Origin of the sequence: Curtobacterium sp. L6-1, from assembly GCF_018885305.1 — a bacterium.
Lineage (GTDB): Bacteria > Actinomycetota > Actinomycetes > Actinomycetales > Microbacteriaceae > Curtobacterium > Curtobacterium aetherium.
Map to the genome: position 1 here is coordinate 707573 of NZ_CP076544.1, position 16856 is coordinate 724428.

General features: G+C 71.5%; 17 protein-coding genes and 1 tRNA gene. 12 read left to right on the forward strand and 6 right to left on the reverse strand.

Features of this window, described 5'->3' with window-relative positions; genetic code table 11:
* Window position 1: 1 nt before the first annotated feature.
* Window positions 2–472: a thioredoxin-dependent thiol peroxidase gene (gene bcp / locus KM842_RS03310; RefSeq protein WP_216260919.1), complete on the reverse strand. Its 471-nt coding sequence runs from the start codon at window positions 470–472 to the stop codon at window positions 2–4.
* Window positions 473–584: 112 nt separating this feature from the next.
* Between bcp and KM842_RS03315 the strand changes: the two genes are divergently transcribed.
* Window positions 585–660: transfer RNA gene (locus KM842_RS03315), tRNA-Lys, on the forward strand.
* Window positions 661–881: 221 nt separating this feature from the next.
* On the opposite strand, the gene KM842_RS03320 is transcribed toward KM842_RS03315, so the two are convergent.
* Window positions 882–1532 (reverse strand): IMPACT family protein, encoded by a 651-nt coding sequence (locus KM842_RS03320; protein WP_216260920.1) that lies wholly within the window; start codon window positions 1530–1532, stop codon window positions 882–884.
* A 57-nt stretch (window positions 1533–1589) separates the two neighbouring features.
* On the opposite strand from KM842_RS03320, the gene KM842_RS03325 reads away from it, so the two are divergent.
* The 4 genes from KM842_RS03325 (at window position 1590) to KM842_RS03340 (ending at window position 4009) form a co-directional block, all read left to right on the forward strand.
* Entirely contained in the window at window positions 1590–2030 is a 441-nt protein-coding gene (locus KM842_RS03325; RefSeq protein ID WP_216260922.1) for a hypothetical protein, read from the forward strand.
* Window positions 2027–2491, forward strand: a complete 465-nt coding sequence (locus tag KM842_RS03330) for an ImmA/IrrE family metallo-endopeptidase (RefSeq protein ID WP_216260924.1) — start codon at window positions 2027–2029, stop codon at window positions 2489–2491. Before KM842_RS03325 ends, KM842_RS03330 begins: the two co-directional genes overlap by 4 nt.
* On the forward strand, window positions 2488–3414 hold the full coding sequence (locus KM842_RS03335; RefSeq protein WP_216260926.1) for a hypothetical protein: 927 nt from the start codon (window positions 2488–2490) through the stop codon (window positions 3412–3414). Before KM842_RS03330 ends, KM842_RS03335 begins: the two co-directional genes overlap by 4 nt.
* A 382-nt stretch (window positions 3415–3796) precedes the next feature.
* A complete protein-coding gene (locus tag KM842_RS03340) occupies window positions 3797–4009 on the forward strand; it encodes an SCO4848 family membrane protein (RefSeq protein ID WP_216260927.1) in 213 nt (70 codons plus the stop codon).
* Between the two features lie 363 nt (window positions 4010–4372).
* Here the strand turns inward: KM842_RS03340 and KM842_RS03345 are convergent, their stop codons facing one another.
* Complete coding sequence (locus KM842_RS03345) at window positions 4373–4684, reverse strand: hypothetical protein (protein ID WP_216260929.1); 312 nt, start codon at window positions 4682–4684, stop codon at window positions 4373–4375.
* A gap of 68 nt (window positions 4685–4752) precedes the next feature.
* On the reverse strand, window positions 4753–6303 hold the full coding sequence (locus tag KM842_RS03350) for an amino acid permease (protein WP_216260931.1): 1551 nt from the start codon (window positions 6301–6303) through the stop codon (window positions 4753–4755).
* A 102-nt stretch (window positions 6304–6405) separates the two neighbouring features.
* Between KM842_RS03350 and KM842_RS03355 the strand changes: the two genes are divergently transcribed.
* Window positions 6406–7593 (forward strand): mechanosensitive ion channel family protein, encoded by a 1188-nt coding sequence (locus tag KM842_RS03355; protein ID WP_216260932.1) that lies wholly within the window; start codon window positions 6406–6408, stop codon window positions 7591–7593.
* A 90-nt stretch (window positions 7594–7683) separates the two neighbouring features.
* Here the strand turns inward: KM842_RS03355 and KM842_RS03360 are convergent, their stop codons facing one another.
* Complete coding sequence (locus KM842_RS03360; protein ID WP_216260935.1) at window positions 7684–7875, reverse strand: hypothetical protein; 192 nt, start codon at window positions 7873–7875, stop codon at window positions 7684–7686.
* Between the two features lie 102 nt (window positions 7876–7977).
* On the opposite strand from KM842_RS03360, the gene KM842_RS03365 reads away from it, so the two are divergent.
* Complete coding sequence (locus KM842_RS03365) at window positions 7978–9129, forward strand: SLC13 family permease (protein ID WP_216260937.1); 1152 nt, start codon at window positions 7978–7980, stop codon at window positions 9127–9129.
* A gap of 78 nt (window positions 9130–9207) precedes the next feature.
* On the opposite strand, the gene KM842_RS03370 is transcribed toward KM842_RS03365, so the two are convergent.
* Complete coding sequence (locus KM842_RS03370) at window positions 9208–10179, reverse strand: magnesium transporter CorA family protein (RefSeq protein WP_216260940.1); 972 nt, start codon at window positions 10177–10179, stop codon at window positions 9208–9210.
* A gap of 158 nt (window positions 10180–10337) precedes the next feature.
* Here KM842_RS03370 and otsA point away from each other — a divergent pair, with 158 nt between their 5' ends.
* From otsA to ilvN, 5 genes are all read left to right on the forward strand, one after another.
* Window positions 10338–11930, forward strand: coding sequence for an alpha,alpha-trehalose-phosphate synthase (UDP-forming) (otsA, locus tag KM842_RS03375; RefSeq protein WP_216260942.1), 1593 nt, complete (start codon window positions 10338–10340; stop codon window positions 11928–11930).
* Window positions 11923–12702 carry a trehalose-phosphatase gene (otsB, locus tag KM842_RS03380; RefSeq protein WP_216260944.1) on the forward strand — a complete coding sequence of 260 codons (780 nt, stop codon included), beginning with the start codon at window positions 11923–11925 and terminating at the stop codon, window positions 12700–12702. Before otsA ends, otsB begins: the two co-directional genes overlap by 8 nt.
* A 95-nt stretch (window positions 12703–12797) precedes the next feature.
* Window positions 12798–14492: a dihydroxy-acid dehydratase gene (gene ilvD / locus KM842_RS03385; RefSeq protein ID WP_216260947.1), complete on the forward strand. Its 1695-nt coding sequence runs from the start codon at window positions 12798–12800 to the stop codon at window positions 14490–14492.
* A 46-nt stretch (window positions 14493–14538) separates the two neighbouring features.
* Window positions 14539–16359, forward strand: coding sequence for an acetolactate synthase large subunit (locus KM842_RS03390; protein ID WP_216260949.1), 1821 nt, complete (start codon window positions 14539–14541; stop codon window positions 16357–16359).
* The gene (ilvN, locus tag KM842_RS03395) at window positions 16356–16856 is read left to right on the forward strand and encodes an acetolactate synthase small subunit (protein ID WP_110904691.1); all 501 of its coding nucleotides are present in this window, start codon (window positions 16356–16358) and stop codon (window positions 16854–16856) included. The genes KM842_RS03390 and ilvN overlap by 4 nt, the downstream gene beginning before the upstream one ends.

Consider the following 16856-nt stretch of genomic DNA (forward strand, 5'->3'; position numbering starts at 1 on the left):
GTCAGACCAGGCCGAGCTTCTTGCGTAGGCTCGCGACGTGGCCGGTCGCCTTGACGTTGTAGAGCGGCAGCGACACGCGGCCGTCCTCGTCGAGGACGATCGTCGACCGGATCGTGCCGGTGACGATCTTGCCGTAGTTGTTCTTCTCACCCCAGGCCCCGTACGCCTGGTGCACCGCGAGGTCCGGGTCGCTCAGGAGCGGGAAGCTCAGCGCCTGCTCGTGGTGGAAGCGCTGCAGGGCGGGCAGCTCGTCCTTCGAGACCCCGAGCACCTCGTACCCGGCAGCCTGCAGTGACGACATGTTGTCGCGGAAGTCGCACGCCTCGGTCGTGCACCCGGGCGTCGACGCGGCCGGGTAGAAGTACACGATGACCTTGCGTCCGCGGAGGTCGGCGAGCGCGTGCTCGGTGCCGTCCTGGTCGGGGAGGGTGAAGTCGGGGGCGGTGTCGCCGGCGGCGAGACGGTCGCTCAAGTGGTGCTCCTGTTCGTCCGGTGCCCCGAGTGGTCAAGGGCACGCAGAAGTCATGCTATTGTTGATTCCCGTCGCGGGGCGCACGCCGAAGCGGCAGGACAACTCCACACACGCACCTCTAGCTCAATTGGCAGAGCAACTGACTCTTAATCAGTGGGTTCTCGGTTCAAGTCCGAGGGGGTGCACCAACCGAAGACCCCGACCGAACCGGTCGGGGTTTTCGTCGTTCCCGCGGTGTGTCCGCGACGGCGGCGCGGGTGGGCGGACACCGCCGACACGCCCGACGTGCCGATCGGGCCGGACATCGTCACTGCCCGGCCGTCGCCCTCGCACGGGGACCGTCTGCCCGGGCATCGACGCGGGGCCGGCGAGGGTCGCCGAGCCAGCGGGTGCTGCGACGTCGACGCCGTCAGTCGGCCGGGAGGTCCACCACCCGTTCGTCGCCGAGCACCGGTTCGAGTCCGCCCGCCGACACCGCCGCCAGTTCCGCCCGCAGCGCGGCGATCCCGTCCGCCGGCACCCAGACCTCGAACGTCGCCTGCTCGCCGTACACGGTCTCGCCCGAGGTGGCGTCGTGGTGCTGCACCCAGGCGCGCAGGGCGTTGTCCACCCGGCCCGCGTCCGCGTGGGCGACCACGACGGTCACCTGCGTCCGTGCCGCCCGTCGGACGAGCACCGCCCGGTCGAGCGCTTCCGACACCGAGGTCGAGTAGGCGCGGACCAGGCCGCCGGCCCCGAGCTTGACGCCGCCGAACCAGCGGCTGACGACCACGACGACGTCGGTGAGCTCGCGGCGTCGGAGCACCTCGAGCATGGGGACGCCCGCCGTGCCCGAGGGTTCGCCGTCGTCGGAGGAGCGTGCCTGGTCACCGAGGACCCCGGTGACCATCGCGGTGCAGTGGTGTCGGGCGTCCCAGGAGCGGCGCCGTACGTCGGCGATGACGGCCTCGGCTGCGGCCGGGTCGGCAGCGGGGTGCGCGGTCGTGACGAACCGGGAACGCGAGACGACGAACTCGTGCTCGACCGGGCCGGCGATGGTCGAGGGGTACCGGCGGGACACCCGTCCGAGGGTACCGGCGCAGTACGCTGGACGAGCACGGGATCGAAGGGGGCGACGATGACGGGATCGGTGCCGAAGGGCGGCGTGCTCGACGCTGGCGAGCTCGCCAGACGCCTGAACCTCCTGCTCGACTTCGAGGAGTCGCAGCGGGGAGCGCCCGTGCCGTTCGCGGAGATCGAGCAGTACGTCGACGACCACGGCGGGTCGCTCTCTCGGGCCAAGTGGACGTACATGGTCTCCGGCGACGGCCGACGCAACAGCGACACGCAGCTGCTCCGCCTGCTCGCGGGCTTCTTCGAGGTCGACGACCGCTTCCTGCTCGAGGACAGCGAGCTCCCGGAGCGCATCGGCGCCCAGCTCGCCCTCGTGCGGTCCATCCGCTCCGCACGGGTGAGCGGCTTCGCGGCGCGGACCTTCCCGGGGGAGCTCTCCCCGGACGCCCTCCGCCGGATCGCGGAGGTCATCGAGCAGGAGTCCCGGACCGGGGGTGCGGCATGACGGCGCCGACCCTGGTCGAACGGTTCTGGGCGGTCGGTGCCGAGGCCGGGTGGACCGGCATCGAGGACGCCGTCGTCGCAGCCGAGCGCCTCGTCGGCAAGCCCATCCGTGTGCGTGAGGAGCAGTTCCTGGCGGACGAGCCGGTGTGCGGGTTCGTCGCCACGCTCGAGCACCAGCACCTCGTGATGATCTCCCCGACACCGTCGCCGACCTTCCGCGCGTTCGTCATCGGGCACGAGCTCGGCCACGTGCTGCACGGACACCAGGAGTCCGCACCGCAGGCGGCCGCCATCCGCAGCCTCATCCCGGACCTGCCCGAGTACAAGGTCGAACGGGCGCTGGCACGCGGGCTCTTCGAGAACGAGTACGAGCGGCAGGCCGAGCTCTTCGCCGACCGTCTGGCGCAGCTCCTCCGTGGCCACCGCGAACGTCCCAGTGCGTTCCGCGGGGTCTTCGGGTGATCCTCGCCGTCGTCCAGGCGCTGCTGCTCGTCGGTGGCGCGGTCGCGCTCACGGTGCTCCAGCGGGGGCAGGACCGCACGCTGACGATGACCTTCGTGCTGTTCTCGGCGACGATCGTCGCGGGGATCGACCCGCTCTACCGGGCGGTCGACCCGCTGCTCGGCGGGCGGAACGTCCTGACGCTGGTCTGCGACGTCCTCATGGCCGCGGGCACGAGCACGTTGCTCTGGGGTGTCGCGAAGGCCGTCGGCGCAGCGCGGCCGTGGATGCGGAACACCGTCGTGGCGTCGTGCTCGGTGGTCGTCGTGGTCATCGTTGTCGCGTTCGTCCGCATCGACCCCGCGCCCACGACGACGACGTTCATGCTCGTCGTCGGGTCCGACCCGCTGGCCGCGGTGTACTCGATCGTGCAGACGTCGTACCTCGGCGTCGCGCTGGCGGCCACCGGGCTCATCTGCCTCCTGCGCCTCCGGGAGGCCCACACCGGCCCCGACCGCGTCGGCCTCTGGTTCCTCGTGGCCGGCGGCGTCCTCGGTGTCGTCCGGATGGTCGTCGTCGCGGTGATGGACACGGCGCACGTCGCCGGCCGGGTCGACGTCACCCGGACCCTGGCGCTGCCGTACGACGTGACGACGCCGGGCGCCGTGCTGCTCGTGGCGTCCGGGATGCTCCTGCTCGTCATCGGGCACCGGCTGGGGCAAGGGCGCCGGAGTCGTGCGCTGCAGCGGGCGCTGCTGCGCCTGGAGCCCGTGCACGCCCGCCTCGGCACCGACAACGCGTACCCGGACACCGACGACCCGGCCACGCGGCTCAGCCGGCTCATCGTCGAGGTGAACGACGGCGCACGACGGCACCGCACGGCCCTGAGCCCGGCCGACCGCGCTGCCCTCGCCGACGCCGAGGCCGCCCTCGAGAGCCACTGAGCGGACGGCGGTTCAGGCCGCCCCACGAGCGGCCGCGAAGGCCGCCCCACGAGCGGCTGCGCAGGCCGCCCCACGAGCGGCTGCGCAGGCCGCCCCACGAGCGGCTGCGAAGGCCGCCGCACGGGCGGCTGCGAAGGCCGCCGCACGCGCGGTCGGCGGACCGCTGACCGCAGCCCGATCGTCGTCCACCCGCGGCCCCTCGTGCCGGACGGACGGTCGTGTAGGCTCTGTAGCAGGTGCTACACCCGGGTGTGGCCGTGGGTCTCGGCCGGTCGTGGGGGGCGGCCGAGGCCCGTCCTCGCCCGGACGGCCGAACGGAACGGCTCACCGGGACGGCCTCCCGGCTCGGTGGTCTCGCGACCGTCCGTCGTAGGATCGTCGGGTGCTCGTCTTCGCCGCAGTGGTCCTGTTCATCGGTGCCGTGTTCAACGTGATCGCCTGGCCGCGCTTCTTCCAGCGCGTCGCGAAGGACACCCGGGCCCGCGACGCCGCCGGCCGTCCGACCACCTTCTGGCGGGTGCACTTCGTGCTGCTGCTCATCGCGCTGGCGATCGCGGCCGCGTCGGTCCTCGCCGGGATCCTGCTGCTCGTCTGACGTCCCCTCCGGAGGCGCGCCTCGCTCGGCCTCGTCGCCGAGCCCGACCTCGGCCGGCAGCGTCGCCGCGCCCGACCTCGGCCGGCAGCGTCGCCACGTGGGCAGCGTCGCCACGGTGGCACCGTCGCCGCGCAGGCGCCGTCGCCAGCGTCGCCGCATCGGACCAGCCGATCGCCAGCGTCGCCGCGCGGGCACCGGCGCCACGTGCGCACCGTCGCCGCATCGGACCCACGGGTCGTCAGCGTCCCTGCGCAGGGTCCAGCGGTCGCCAGCGTCGCCCCCAGGTCCCGCCCGTCGGAAGCGTCCCGGCGCAGGAACCGCCGCAGGACGGCCCGGCCCCGGCCCCGGCCCCGGTCCCGACCGTCAGGACGCGGCGGCAGGCGGCAGCGGCGCCCCGAGCACCGGGCGCAGCGCGAGGTCCGCGAGGGTCTCGTCCGCCGGCGCGAGCAGCACCCGCCACACGTCGTCGGGCGTCACGAACTCGATGCAGACCGCGTCGAAGTCGCACTCCTCGATGCGCCAGCCCTGCACGGCCTCCATCGGCACGGGCAGCAGCGTCTCGCGCTCGTAGCTGGTCTCGGCGGTGACGCGGTCGCGGAACACCCGCACCCGGCACACGGCGTCGCGCCACGTGTGCTGCAGGTCGAGCGTCGGGAGAACTGGAGAGTCCGGCACCCGTCCGATCGTAGCGGTGGGTGCCGGACTCGTCCCAGCAGTGCGGGCCCGTTCCCGGGCCGTGCGGCTCAGTCCTGGTGGGTCCCGTCGTGGTCCCCGTCACGGCGGCGGACCTGCGCGGCCGGGTCACGACCGTTCACGGGGAACGGCCCCGTCACGCCCTGCCGGAGCGCGGCGATGCGGAGGATGCGGTCGCGCTGCAGGAACCAGCCGACGACGAGCAGCGGGATGACGATGACGAGCGAGGCGATCGTGTACGTCCCGATCGGGTAGTCGATCGCCATGAGGACGATCACCGAGACGAGGAACGCCAGCGTCAGCCAGCTCGTGACCGGTGCGCCCGGCAGACGGAACGTCGGTTCCTTCGCCAGGCCCTGCTTCGCCCACTGCCGCAGCTTCATCTGGCAGAGGATGATCGTGCCCCACGCCGTGATGATGCCGAGGCTCGCGATGTTCAGCGCGATCTCGAACGCCTGCCCGGGGACGAAGTAGTTGAGCGCGACGCCGGCGACCGTGAAGGCCGCGGTGAGCAGGATGCCGGCGTAGGGGACGCCGCCCTTCGACATCTTCGTGGTCCACTTCGGGGCGGAGCCGTTCATGCCCATCGAGTGCAGCGCGCGACCGGTCGAGTACAGCCCGGCGTTGAGCGACGACAGCGCCGCGGTGAGCACGACGAAGTTCATGATCGAGCCGACGATGATGCCGACCTGCGGGTTCCCGAGCGACGAGAAGAACGTCACGAAGGGGCTCTCGCCCTTCTTGTACGCCGTGTACGGCAGCAGGATCGAGAGCAGCACGATCGAGCCGACGTAGAAGACCGCGATGCGGAAGACGACGGAGTTGATGGCGCGGGGGATGACCTTCTCGGTGTCCTGGGTCTCGCCGGACGCGGTGCCGACGAGCTCGATCGCGGCGTAGGCGAACACGACGCCCTGGATGACCAGGACGGCGGGCAGGACGCCGTTCGGCAGGATGCCGCCGTTGTCGCCCCAGATCGCGAAGCCGGTGCGGACCGCTTCGCCGCCGGTCTCCACCGGGAAGGCGAAGACGAGCCAGACGATGGCGACGACCAGGAACGCCACGAGGGCGGCGACCTTGATGAGGGCGAACCAGAACTCGAGCTCACCGAACACCTTGACGGCGACCATGTTGGCCGCCAGGACGACGAGCAGGGCGACGAGGGCCAGGAGCCACTGCGGCGCCGCGGTGAACGCCGACCAGTACTTCAGGTAGACCGCCACGGCCGTGGTGTCGACGATCGACGTCATCGCCCAGTTGAGGAAGTACATCCAGCCGGCGGCGTAGGCGAACTTCTCGCCGTAGAACTCCCGCGCGTACGAGATGAACGAGCCCGAGGACGGACGGTGCAGCACGAGTTCGCCGAGCGCCCGGAGGATGAAGAAGGCGAAGACGCCGGCGATCAGGTAGGTGATCGCGAGTGCCGGTCCGGCGTCGTGCAACCGCTCACCGGCGCCGAGGAAGAGCCCCGTGCCGATGGCGCCACCGATGGCGATCATCTGCAGCTGGCGGGGCTTCAGCCCGTGCTGGTAGCCCTCCTGCTCGTGCGAGAAGTCGTTCGCGGGAGCGCGGTCAACGCCCGTGTCGTTCTTCGCTGTCATGGCCGACACGCTACCGCTGGACGTGCCCACTGCCCGACCGGACCCGGGCGTGCCTGGTCGCCGCCTGGGCGACCGGGCCCGGGCGACCGCCACCATGGAGGGATGGACATCCTCCTCCGACTCCTCGTCGCGATCGGGTTCGCCCTGCTCGTCACGGCGGTCGCCTCCCTCGTCCTGCACCTGGTGTTCCGGGCCCTCGGTCGACGCGAACGCTGGGCGGCCGCGCTGTCCCGGCGCGTCAAGCACCCGACCCGGACGACGCTGCTCATCGCCCTGCTCTGGACGGCGTTCGCGTCGAGCATCCCGCGGGACGCCGAGCGCTTCCCGTGGCGGGACGAGGTCTCCCACGTCTTCCTCGTCGCCGTGATCGGTGTCGGCTGCTGGCTGGCCTGCGAGCTCGCGATCTTCCTCGAGAGCCTCGGCTTGCACAAGTACCGCGTCGACGTGCCCGACAACCGGGTCGCCCGCCGGATCCGCACGCAGGTCCTCATCATCCGCCGGCTCACGGTCGCGGTCCTCGTGATCATCGCGGTCGGCGCGATCCTGCTCACCTTCCCCGGGGTCGAGGCCGCCGGCGCGAGCGTGCTGGCCAGTGCCGGGCTCATCTCGGTGATCGCGGGTCTGGCGGCGCAGTCCACGCTCGGCAACGTCTTCGCGGGCATGCAGCTGGCGTTCTCCGGGTCGATCCGCGTGGACGACGTCGTCGTGGTCGAGTCGCAGTGGGGCCGCATCGAGGAGATCACCCTCACCTACGTCGTCGTGCACCTCTGGGACGACCGCCGCTTCGTGCTCCCGTCGACCTACTTCACGAGCACCCCGTTCGAGAACTGGACCCGCACCAGCAGCGAACTGCTCGGCGCGGTCGAGTTCGACCTCGACTGGCGGGTCAGCCCCTCCGACATGCGCCAGGAACTCGACCGGATCCTCGCGACGAGCACGATCTGGGACGGCCGCACCAAGGTGCTGCAGGTCACCGACGCCGTCGGGGGACTGGTGCGGGTGCGCATCCTCGTGACCGCCCCGGACGCGGGCGGTCTGTTCGACCTCCGCTGCTACGTGCGCGAGGAGATGGTGGAGTGGATGCAGCGCCACCACCCCGACGCCCTGCCGCTGCAGCGCGTGCAGCTCACCGAGCCGGCGCGGCAGCAGCCCGCGCGTCGCGGCCCCCGGAGCGAGGGGGACTCGCAGCTCTTCGGCGAGGGCGACGAGCGCTCGGCGCTCTTCACCGGGCCGATCCAGACCTCGGGCATCCGCGCCGAGGACGTGCCGCCCGAGGGCGGCCGACGCTAGGCGACCGGCGGTCGCCACACCCCACGACGGACGGGAGGCCCGGTACCAGCTGGTACCGGGCCTCCCGTCCGTCGTGTGGGGGACTCGCGACTAGCGCTGCTTGCCCTTCACCGCACGGTCGTCCTCGACGACCGTCCCGACCGCCACGATCGTGGTCGAGAGCCAGGCCACCCAGGTCAGGGCGAGCCGCCAGTCACGCGGTCCACGCCTGGTGGTCTGCAGCACGCTGTAGCCGCTGATGAGCGAGCCCCACACCGCACCGCTGAACATGAACTTCCGCACGGGTTCCTCCTGTCGTCGTGCCGGCCACGTTACCGGGCGCTACATTGGAGCGCCGCCGGGCGCACAGGGGACCTCCGGCCATCCCACCGAAGGAGTCGCATCGTGCGCCAAGCCGTCATCGGAGCCGTCCTGCTCGCCGTCGGGGCGGTGTGCGTCGCCCTCGGCCTGCTGCCGCTGCCGGAGCTCGGCGCCCTCGCGGAGCGCGTCCTGCCGGTGCTCGGCTTCGTCCTGGGGCTGACCGTCGTGTCCGAGCTCGCGGCGGACGCCGGGGTCTTCGACCGGCTGGCCGACGTCGCCGCGCGCGTCGGGGGCGGTCGCACCATCGGGCTGTGGGCCGCCGTCGTCGTGCTCGCGGTCGTCTGCACGGTGTTCCTGTCCATCGACACCACCGCGGTCCTGCTCACGCCGATCGTCATCACGCTCGCGCGTCGGGTCGGTCTGCCGCCGATGCCGTTCGCGCTGACCACGGTCTGGCTGGCGAACACCGCCTCGCTGCTGCTGCCGGTGTCGAACCTGACGAACCTGCTCGCGGTCGACGGCATCGGGCTCGACGGGCCGCTGCCGTTCGCCGGCCTCATGGTCTGGGCGGCCCTCGCCGGGGTGGTCGTGCCGTGTGCCGTGCTGCTCGTCGTGTTCCGGCGCTCGCTCTTCGGCCGCTACACGCCCGCCGGGCTCCGGATGGCGGCTGACCCGGTGTTCTTCTGGGCGGCGTCGGTCGTGCTCGTCGCCCTCGTCGTCGCCCTGACCGCCGGTGTCGAGGTCTGGGTGGCCGCCGTGGTCGCGGCCCTGCTGCTCGTCGGCGTCGCGGCGTGGCGGGCCCCGTCGGAGCTGAAGCCGTCGCGCGTGCCGTGGTCCACGCTCGTCTTCGCCGCCGGGCTCTTCGTCGTCGTCGAGACCCTGCACGCCACGGGCCTGACCGACCCGCTCGTGCAGGCCGTCAGCGGCGGCACCGGGACCGGCTCGCTGCTGCTCCTGGGCGGCGCGGGGGCGGTGGCGGCGAACGCGATCGACAACCTGCCCGCCTACCTGGTGCTCGAGCCGGCCGCGGGGCACGAGGCACTCCGGTACGCCGCGTTGCTCGTCGGGGTGAACGCCGGGTGCCTCATCACCCCGTGGGCCTCGCTCGCGACGCTGCTCTGGCACGCCCGACTGACGGCCGAGGGCATCCACCTGTCGTGGGGGCGGTACATCGCCCTCGGGTGCGTCGTCGCACCGCTCACCGTCGTGGCGGGCGTGCTCGCGCTCGGGATCTGACCCGCGGGCAGCGCTGCTCACTGGCAGCACGGACCATGCGCGCCGCGCCGGCCGCGCCGGCGGTGGTGGTGCGTGCGGTCAGAGCCAGTCGCGGTGCTTGAACGACCGGTAGAGGACCAGCGAGGTCGCCACGGTCAGGGCGAGTGAGGCGTACAGGCCGCTCCAGGCGCCCTCGCCCGGGAACTTCACGTTCTGCCCGAAGAAGCTCGTGATGCCGGTCGGGATCGCGATGATCGCCGCCCAGCTCGTCACCTTCTTCATCACCGTGTTCTGCCGGTTCGACGCCAGGTTCAGATTCGTCTCGAGGACGCTCGACACCGCGTCCCGCTGCTGCTCGACGGTGTCGGCGATCGAGACGAGGTGGTCCTCGACGTCGCGGAAGTAGGGGCGGACCCCGTCCACGATGGTCGCGGCGTCTCCGTGCAGCAGCGACCCGACGCTGTCCCGCGTGGGGACGACGAGCCGGCGCAGCACGCCGAGGGCCTTGCGGAGCCGGAAGGAGCGCCGCTGGATCTGCTGCTCGCGCGGGTCGCCGTTCTCGAACAGGTCGTCCTCGAGTGCGTCGATGTCGCGCTCGATCGTCTCGAGGACGCTGGTGGCGTGGTCGACGACGGCGTCGAGCAGCCCCCAGAGCAACCACGGCACCCCGTGGTCGGCGAGGTCGCTGTTGGCGTCCCAGCGCCGCTGCACCGCGGCCGTGTCGAAGTCGGCGCCGTGGATCGTGACCAGCGCGTGGTGCGTGACGAAGGCCTTGACCTCGTGCGTGACGAGTTCGCCGTCCTTCCCCGGGCCGTGCGCGTCGTAGACGACCAGGAACAGGCTGTCCCGGTACCGGTCGAGCTTCGGTCGCTGCCCGCGCTCGACGGCGTCCTCGACCGCGAGGGCGTGGATGCCGAGCTCCTCCTCGACCTGCTCGAGGTCGGCGGGCTCGGGGTCGGTGTAGTCGATCCACACGAACGAGCCGTCCCGGGCGACCAGGTCCGACACCTGTTCCACCGGGAAGTCGCGCTCGGCCGCGGTCCCGTCCTGCCAGCAGCGCGTGCTCACCATGCGGCGAGCCTACTGAGGTGCGCGCTGGGGCCCGTGCTGCTCGGCCGGTGCACGCGGCACCGACGTGCACGTCCCCTCAGCCCGGCCATCCGGTCGCTGGTAGTTTCGGTGCCGACGCCCCGGCAGGCCGCCGGGCAGGAACGGAGCACCCGCCACCCATGCCCGCAGACCGCACCGACAGCAACCGCTACGCATTCGTCGTCGCCTCCAACCGCCTGCCCGTCGACCGCGTCGTCGACGAGGACGGCACCGAGGGCTGGCGGCACTCCCCGGGCGGACTCGTCACGGCGCTCGAGCCGGTGATGCGGGCGAACGACGGTGCCTGGGTCGGCTGGGTCGGACAGCCCGACGTCACGGTCGAGCCGTTCGACAACGAGGGCATCCACATCGTCCCGGTCCCGCTCAGCGCCGACGACGTGCAGGAGTACTACGAGGGGTTCAGCAACGACACCCTCTGGCCGCTCTACCACGACGTCATCGAGCACCCGAGCTACCACCGCGACTGGTGGAACGCCTACAAGCGCGTCAACCAGCGCTTCGCCGAGCAGATCGCCGAGATCGTCGAGCAGGACGGCATCGTCTGGGTGCAGGATTACCAGCTCCAACTCGTCCCGGCCCTGCTGCGTGCACTCCGTCCGGACCTGACGATCGGCTTCTTCAACCACATCCCGTTCCCACCCGTGGGCATCTACGCCCAGCTGCCGTGGCGTGCGCAGATCCTCGACGGGCTGCTCGGCGCGGACGTCATCGGCTTCCAGCGCCAGGACGACGCGAGCGACTTCCTCCGCGCGGTCCGGCACATCAAGGGCTACACGACGAAGGGCTCGACGGTGGACGTCCCCGTCGACGACCCGCAGGCGCCGCGCAGCCGGAAGGGCATCACCGTCCGGCACGTCGAGGCCCGGCACTTCCCGATCTCGATCGACGCCGAGAGCTTCGAGGAGATCGCCCGCCGGCCCGAGGTGCAGCAGCGCGCCAAGGAGATCCGCGACGGCCTCGGCAACCCGACGACCGTCCTGCTCGGCGTCGACCGGCTCGACTACACCAAGGGCATCCGCCACCGCATCAAGGCGTTCGGCGAACTCGTCGAGGACGGCCGCCTCGCCGTCGAGGACGCGGCGCTCATCCAGGTCGCGAGCCCGAGCCGCGAGCGCGTGGACACGTACCGGATGCTCCGCGACGAGATCGAGCTGACGGTCGGCCGGATCAACGGCGACCTCGGCGTGATCGGCCACCAGCCCATCTCGTACCTGCACCACGGCTACCCGCGCGAGGAGATGGTCGCGCTCTACCTGGCCGCCGACATCATGCTCGTGACGGCCCTCCGGGACGGCATGAACCTCGTCGCCAAGGAGTACGTCGCCAGCCGTTTCGACAACGACGGCGTCCTCATCCTGTCCGAGTTCGCCGGGGCCGCCGACGAGCTGAAGCAGGCCGTGATCGTCAACCCGCACGACATCGGAGCGCTCAAGGACTCGATCCAGCGCGCGATCGAGATGCCCCGCCGTGAGCGGTCGACCCGGATGCGAGCGCTCCGCAAGCGGGTCCGGGACAACGACGTCGCCCGGTGGTCGCGCTCGTTCCTCGAGGCCCTCGACCGGCACGCCCCGCGCAGCGCGCAGATCGACCCGGACGCCGTCGACCAGGGCGAACCGCACCGCGAGGCACAGACCGACGGCACGTCGATCTTCGACCAGGACGCGCAGAAGGCGCGCGCCGCCGAGGACACCCGGGAGGACCGTGATGCCTGAGCAGACGACGGACGGCGGTCTCGCCACGGCCCTCGAGACGCTCGCGGCTGCGCCGCGACTGCTCGTGGCGCTCGACTTCGACGGGACGCTCGCCCCGTTCGCCGACGACCCGTCGCAGGTCGGCGCCCTGCCCGGCAGCTGGGCGGCGGTCCTCACCCTGCAGCGGGCCCGCGACACCGAGGTCGTGCTCGTCTCCGGACGGCCGCTCGGCAGTCTCGCGGCGGTGTCGCACGCGCCCGACGGCATGGCGCTCATCGGGTCGCACGGTGTCGAGTGGCGGGTCGACGGCCACGACGAGGACGCCCTGACCGAGGACGAGACCGCGCGCGTGGCCCGCATCGGCGCCGCGCTCGACGAGGTCGGCGCCCGGCACCCCGGGGTCGTCGTCGAGCACAAGCCCGCTGGGCACGGCGTGCACACCCGCCGCGTGGGCGCGGACGAGGCGGCGGCGACGAACGCCGAGGCGAGCCGAGCCGCCCACGACGCGGACCCCGACGTCCTCGAGCGCGGCGGCAAGGACATCGTCGAGTTCGCCGTCCGGCACGTGACGAAGGGCGACGCGATCGACCGTCTGCGTGCGCTCCGCGGCGCCGACGCGGTGTTCTTCGCCGGGGACGACGTCACCGACGAGGACGGCTTCCGGGTCCTCCGGGACGGCGACGTCGGCGTCAAGGTGGGGGAGGGCGAGACGCTCGCCGGCCACCGCGTCGCCGACCCGGCGGCCCTCACCGACGTGCTGAAGCAGCTCGCCAGGGCACGCGCGACCCGCTGACCGGGCCGACCCGCGCCTCCCGACCGACCGGCGCAACACCATGCGGACGCATGGTGTTGCGCCATTGGTATCCCAACTGGTCCTAGACTCTGGACATGCCTGACATCGACGTGAAGCCGCGGAGCCGGGTCGTCACCGACGGGATCGAAGCAACCACTTCGCGTGGCATGCTGCGGGCCGTCGGGATGGGCGACGAGGACTGGGAGAAGCCGCAGATCGGCATCGCCTCGTCCTGGAACGAGATCACCCCCTGCAACCTGTCCCTCGACCGCCTGGCCCAGGGCGCCAAGGAAGGCGTGCACGGCGGCGGCGGGTACCCGCTGCAGTTCGGCACCATCTCGGTGTCCGACGGCATCTCGATGGGCCACGAGGGCATGCACTTCTCGCTCGTCTCGCGCGAGGTCATCGCCGACAGCGTCGAGACCGTCGTCAACGCCGAGCGCCTGGACGGCACCGTGCTGCTCGCCGGCTGCGACAAGTCCCTCCCCGGCATGCTCATGGCGGCGGCGCGGCTCGACCTCGCCAGCGTCTTCCTCTACGCCGGGTCCGTGATGCCCGGGTACGTCAAGCAGGCCGACGGCACGATGAAGGAAGTCACGATCATCGACTCCTTCGAGGGCGTCGGGGCGTGCAAGGCCGGCACCATGACCGAGGCCGAGCTGAAGAAGATCGAGTGCGCGATCGTCCCGGGCGAGGGCGCATGCGGTGGCATGTACACGGCCAACACCATGGCGAGCCTGGCCGAGGCCCTCGGCATGTCGCTGCCGGGTTCCGCCGCCCCGCCGAGCGCCGACCGCCGCCGCGACTACTACGCGCACCGCTCCGGCGAGGCCGTCGTGAACATGCTCCGACTCGGCCTCACCGCGCGCCAGATCCTCACGCGCGAGGCCTTCGAGAACGCGATCACCGTGCTCATGGCGCTCGGCGGCTCGACGAACGCAGTCCTGCACCTGCTCGCCATCGCGCACGAGGCCGAGGTCGAGCTCACCCTCGACGACTTCAACCGCATCGGCTCGAAGGTCCCGCACCTGGCCGACATGAAGCCGTTCGGCAAGTACGTCATGGTCGACGTCGACCGCAACGGCGGCATCCCGGTCATCATGAAGGCGCTGCTCGAGGCCGGCCTGCTGCACGGCGACGTCATGACCGTCACGGGCAAGACCCTCGCCGAGAACCTGGCCGAGATCGACCCGCCGGAGGTCGACGGCGAGGTCTTCCGCACCATCGACAACCCGATCCACGCCACCGGCGGCCTGACGATCCTGCAGGGCTCGTTCGCCCCCGAGGGCGCCGTCGTGAAGACCGCCGGCTTCGACGCCTCGGTGTTCGAGGGCCCGGCACGGGTGTTCGACCGCGAACGCGCCGCCATGGACGCCCTGACCGAGGGTCGCATCCAGAAGGGCGACGTCGTCGTGATCCGCTACGAGGGCCCCAAGGGCGGCCCCGGCATGCGCGAGATGCTCGCGATCACGGCCGCCATCAAGGGCGCTGGCCTCGGCAAGGATGTACTACTCTTGACGGACGGGCGATTCTCAGGCGGCACAACCGGCCTGTGCATCGGCCACATCGCACCGGAAGCCGTGGACGCAGGTCCAGTGGCATTCGTGCGCGATGGCGACCGCATCCGTGTCGACATCGCGGCTCGCTCGCTCGACCTACTGGTCGACGACGCCGAGCTGGAGTCCCGCCGAGCAGGCTGGGAACCGCTGCCCCCGCGCTACACCCGCGGAGTCCTCGCGAAGTACGCCAAGCTCGTCCAGTCCGCCGCCCAGGGCGCGGTCACGGGCTGACGTCGACACCCGCACCATCGCCATCCCTCCAGGCAAGGAACCCCTCATGCCCACGGAAGCCACACCGCTGTCCGCTGCCGGAGCACGACGCTCACCCGAGGTCCTGACCGGCTCGGGGGCCGTCCTGCGGACGCTCGAGCACCTCGGGATCACCGACGTGTTCGGGCTGCCCGGCGGCGCCATCATCCCGTTCTACGACGAGCTCATGGCGTCCACGTCGATCCGGCACATCCTGGTCCGGCACGAGCAGGGCGCCGGGCACGCCGCCGAGGGCTACGCGTCCTCGTCCGGCAAGGTCGGCGTGGCCATCGCCACCTCCGGCCCGGGCGCGACGAACCTCGTCACCGCGATCGCCGACGCCTACATGGACTCGGTGCCGTTCATCGCGATCACCGGGCAGGTGTTCTCGACCCTGATGGGGACGGACGCCTTCCAGGAGGCCGACATCGTCGGGATCACGATGCCGATCACGAAGCACTCCTTCCTGGTCACCAAGCCCGAGGACGTCCCGGCGACGCTCGCCGCGGCGCACCTCATCGCCACGACCGGCCGACCCGGTCCCGTGCTCGTCGACATCACCAAGGACGCGCAGCAGAAGTCGGCGCCGTACGTCTGGCCGCCGAAGCTCGACCTGCCCGGCTACCGTCCGGTCACGAAGGCGCACGGCAAGCAGATCACCGCGGCGGCGCAGCTGCTGGCCGAGTCCGCCCGCCCGGTGCTGTACGTCGGCGGCGGTGTGATCCGGTCCGGTGCCTCCGCCGAGCTCCTCGCCTTCGCCGAGGCCACCGGCGCCCCGGTCGTCACGACGCTCATGGCGCGCGGTGCGTTCCCGGACTCGCACGCGCAGCACCTCGGCATGCCGGGCATGCACGGCACGGTGCCGGCGGTGCTCGGGCTCCAGGAGAGCGACCTCATCATCGCGCTCGGTGCCCGCTTCGACGACCGCGTGACGGGGAAGGTCGACGACTTCGCGCCGCACGCCAAGGTCGTGCACGTCGACATCGACCCGGCCGAGATCTCGAAGATCCGGTACGCCGACGTGCCGATCGTCGGCGACGCCAAGGAGGTCCTCGTCGACCTGGTGGCGGCGTGGGCCGACGTGCCGGTCGACCAGCGTGCCTCCACGGCCGACTGGTGGGCGCACCTCAACCAGCTGCTCGAGGACTTCCCGCTCGGCTACACCGAACCGACCGACGGACTGCTCGCCCCGCAGGCGATCATCAAGCGCATCGGCGAGATGACCGGACCCGAGGGCGTCTTCGCCTCGGGCGTCGGCCAGCACCAGATGTGGTCCGCGCAGTTCATCCAGTACGAGCGCCCGAACGCCTGGCTGAACTCCGGTGGCGCGGGCACGATGGGGTACTCGGTCCCGGCCGCGATGGGCGCCAAGGTGGCACAGCCCGACCGTGTCGTCTGGGCGATCGACGGCGACGGCTGCTTCCAGATGACCAACCAGGAACTCGCGACCTGCGTCATCAACGACATCCCGATCAAGGTCGCGGTCATCAACAACTCGTCGCTCGGCATGGTGCGGCAGTGGCAGACGCTGTTCTACGACGGCCGGCACTCGTTCACCGACCTGCAGACCGGCCACGGCACCCGCCGGGTCCCGGACTTCGTGAAGCTCGCCGACGCCTACGGGGCGCTCGGCATCCGGGTCGAGAAGCCGGAGGAGGTCGACGCGGCCATCCAGCTCGCGCTCGACACAAACGACCGCCCGGTGGTCATCGACTTCGTGGTCAGCCGCGACTCGATGGTCTGGCCGATGGTCCCGCAGGGGATCGGCAACTCGTCCATCCAGTACGCCCGCGACCTCGCCCCGACGTGGGACGACGAGGACGCCGACATGACGGGGGAGCCCGCATGAGCCACGTCCTGTCCCTCCTGGTCGAGGACAAGCCGGGTCTGCTGACCCGCGTCGCGGGGCTCTTCGCCCGTCGCGGCTTCAACATCGAGTCGCTCGCCGTGGGCAACACCGAGGTGGACGGCCTGAGCCGCATCACCGTGGTCGTCGACGTCGAGGACCTCCCCCTCGAGCAGGTGACGAAGCAGCTCAACAAGCTCGTCAACGTCATCAAGATCGTGGAGCTCGACTTCCCCCAGTCGGTGCAGCGCGAACACATGCTCGTCAAGGTGCGGGTCGACAACCAGACCCGGTCCGCGGTGCTCGACGCCGTGACGCTCTTCCGGGCGCAGGTCGTCGACGTCGCCACCGACTCGCTCGTCGTCGAGGTGACCGGTGACCCCGGCAAGATCCAGGCGATCCTGCGCGTCCTCGAGCCCTACGGCATCAAGGAGCTGGCCCGGGCCGGGCTCCTGGGCATGGGCCGCGGACCGAAGAGCATCACCGACCGGGTGCGCTGA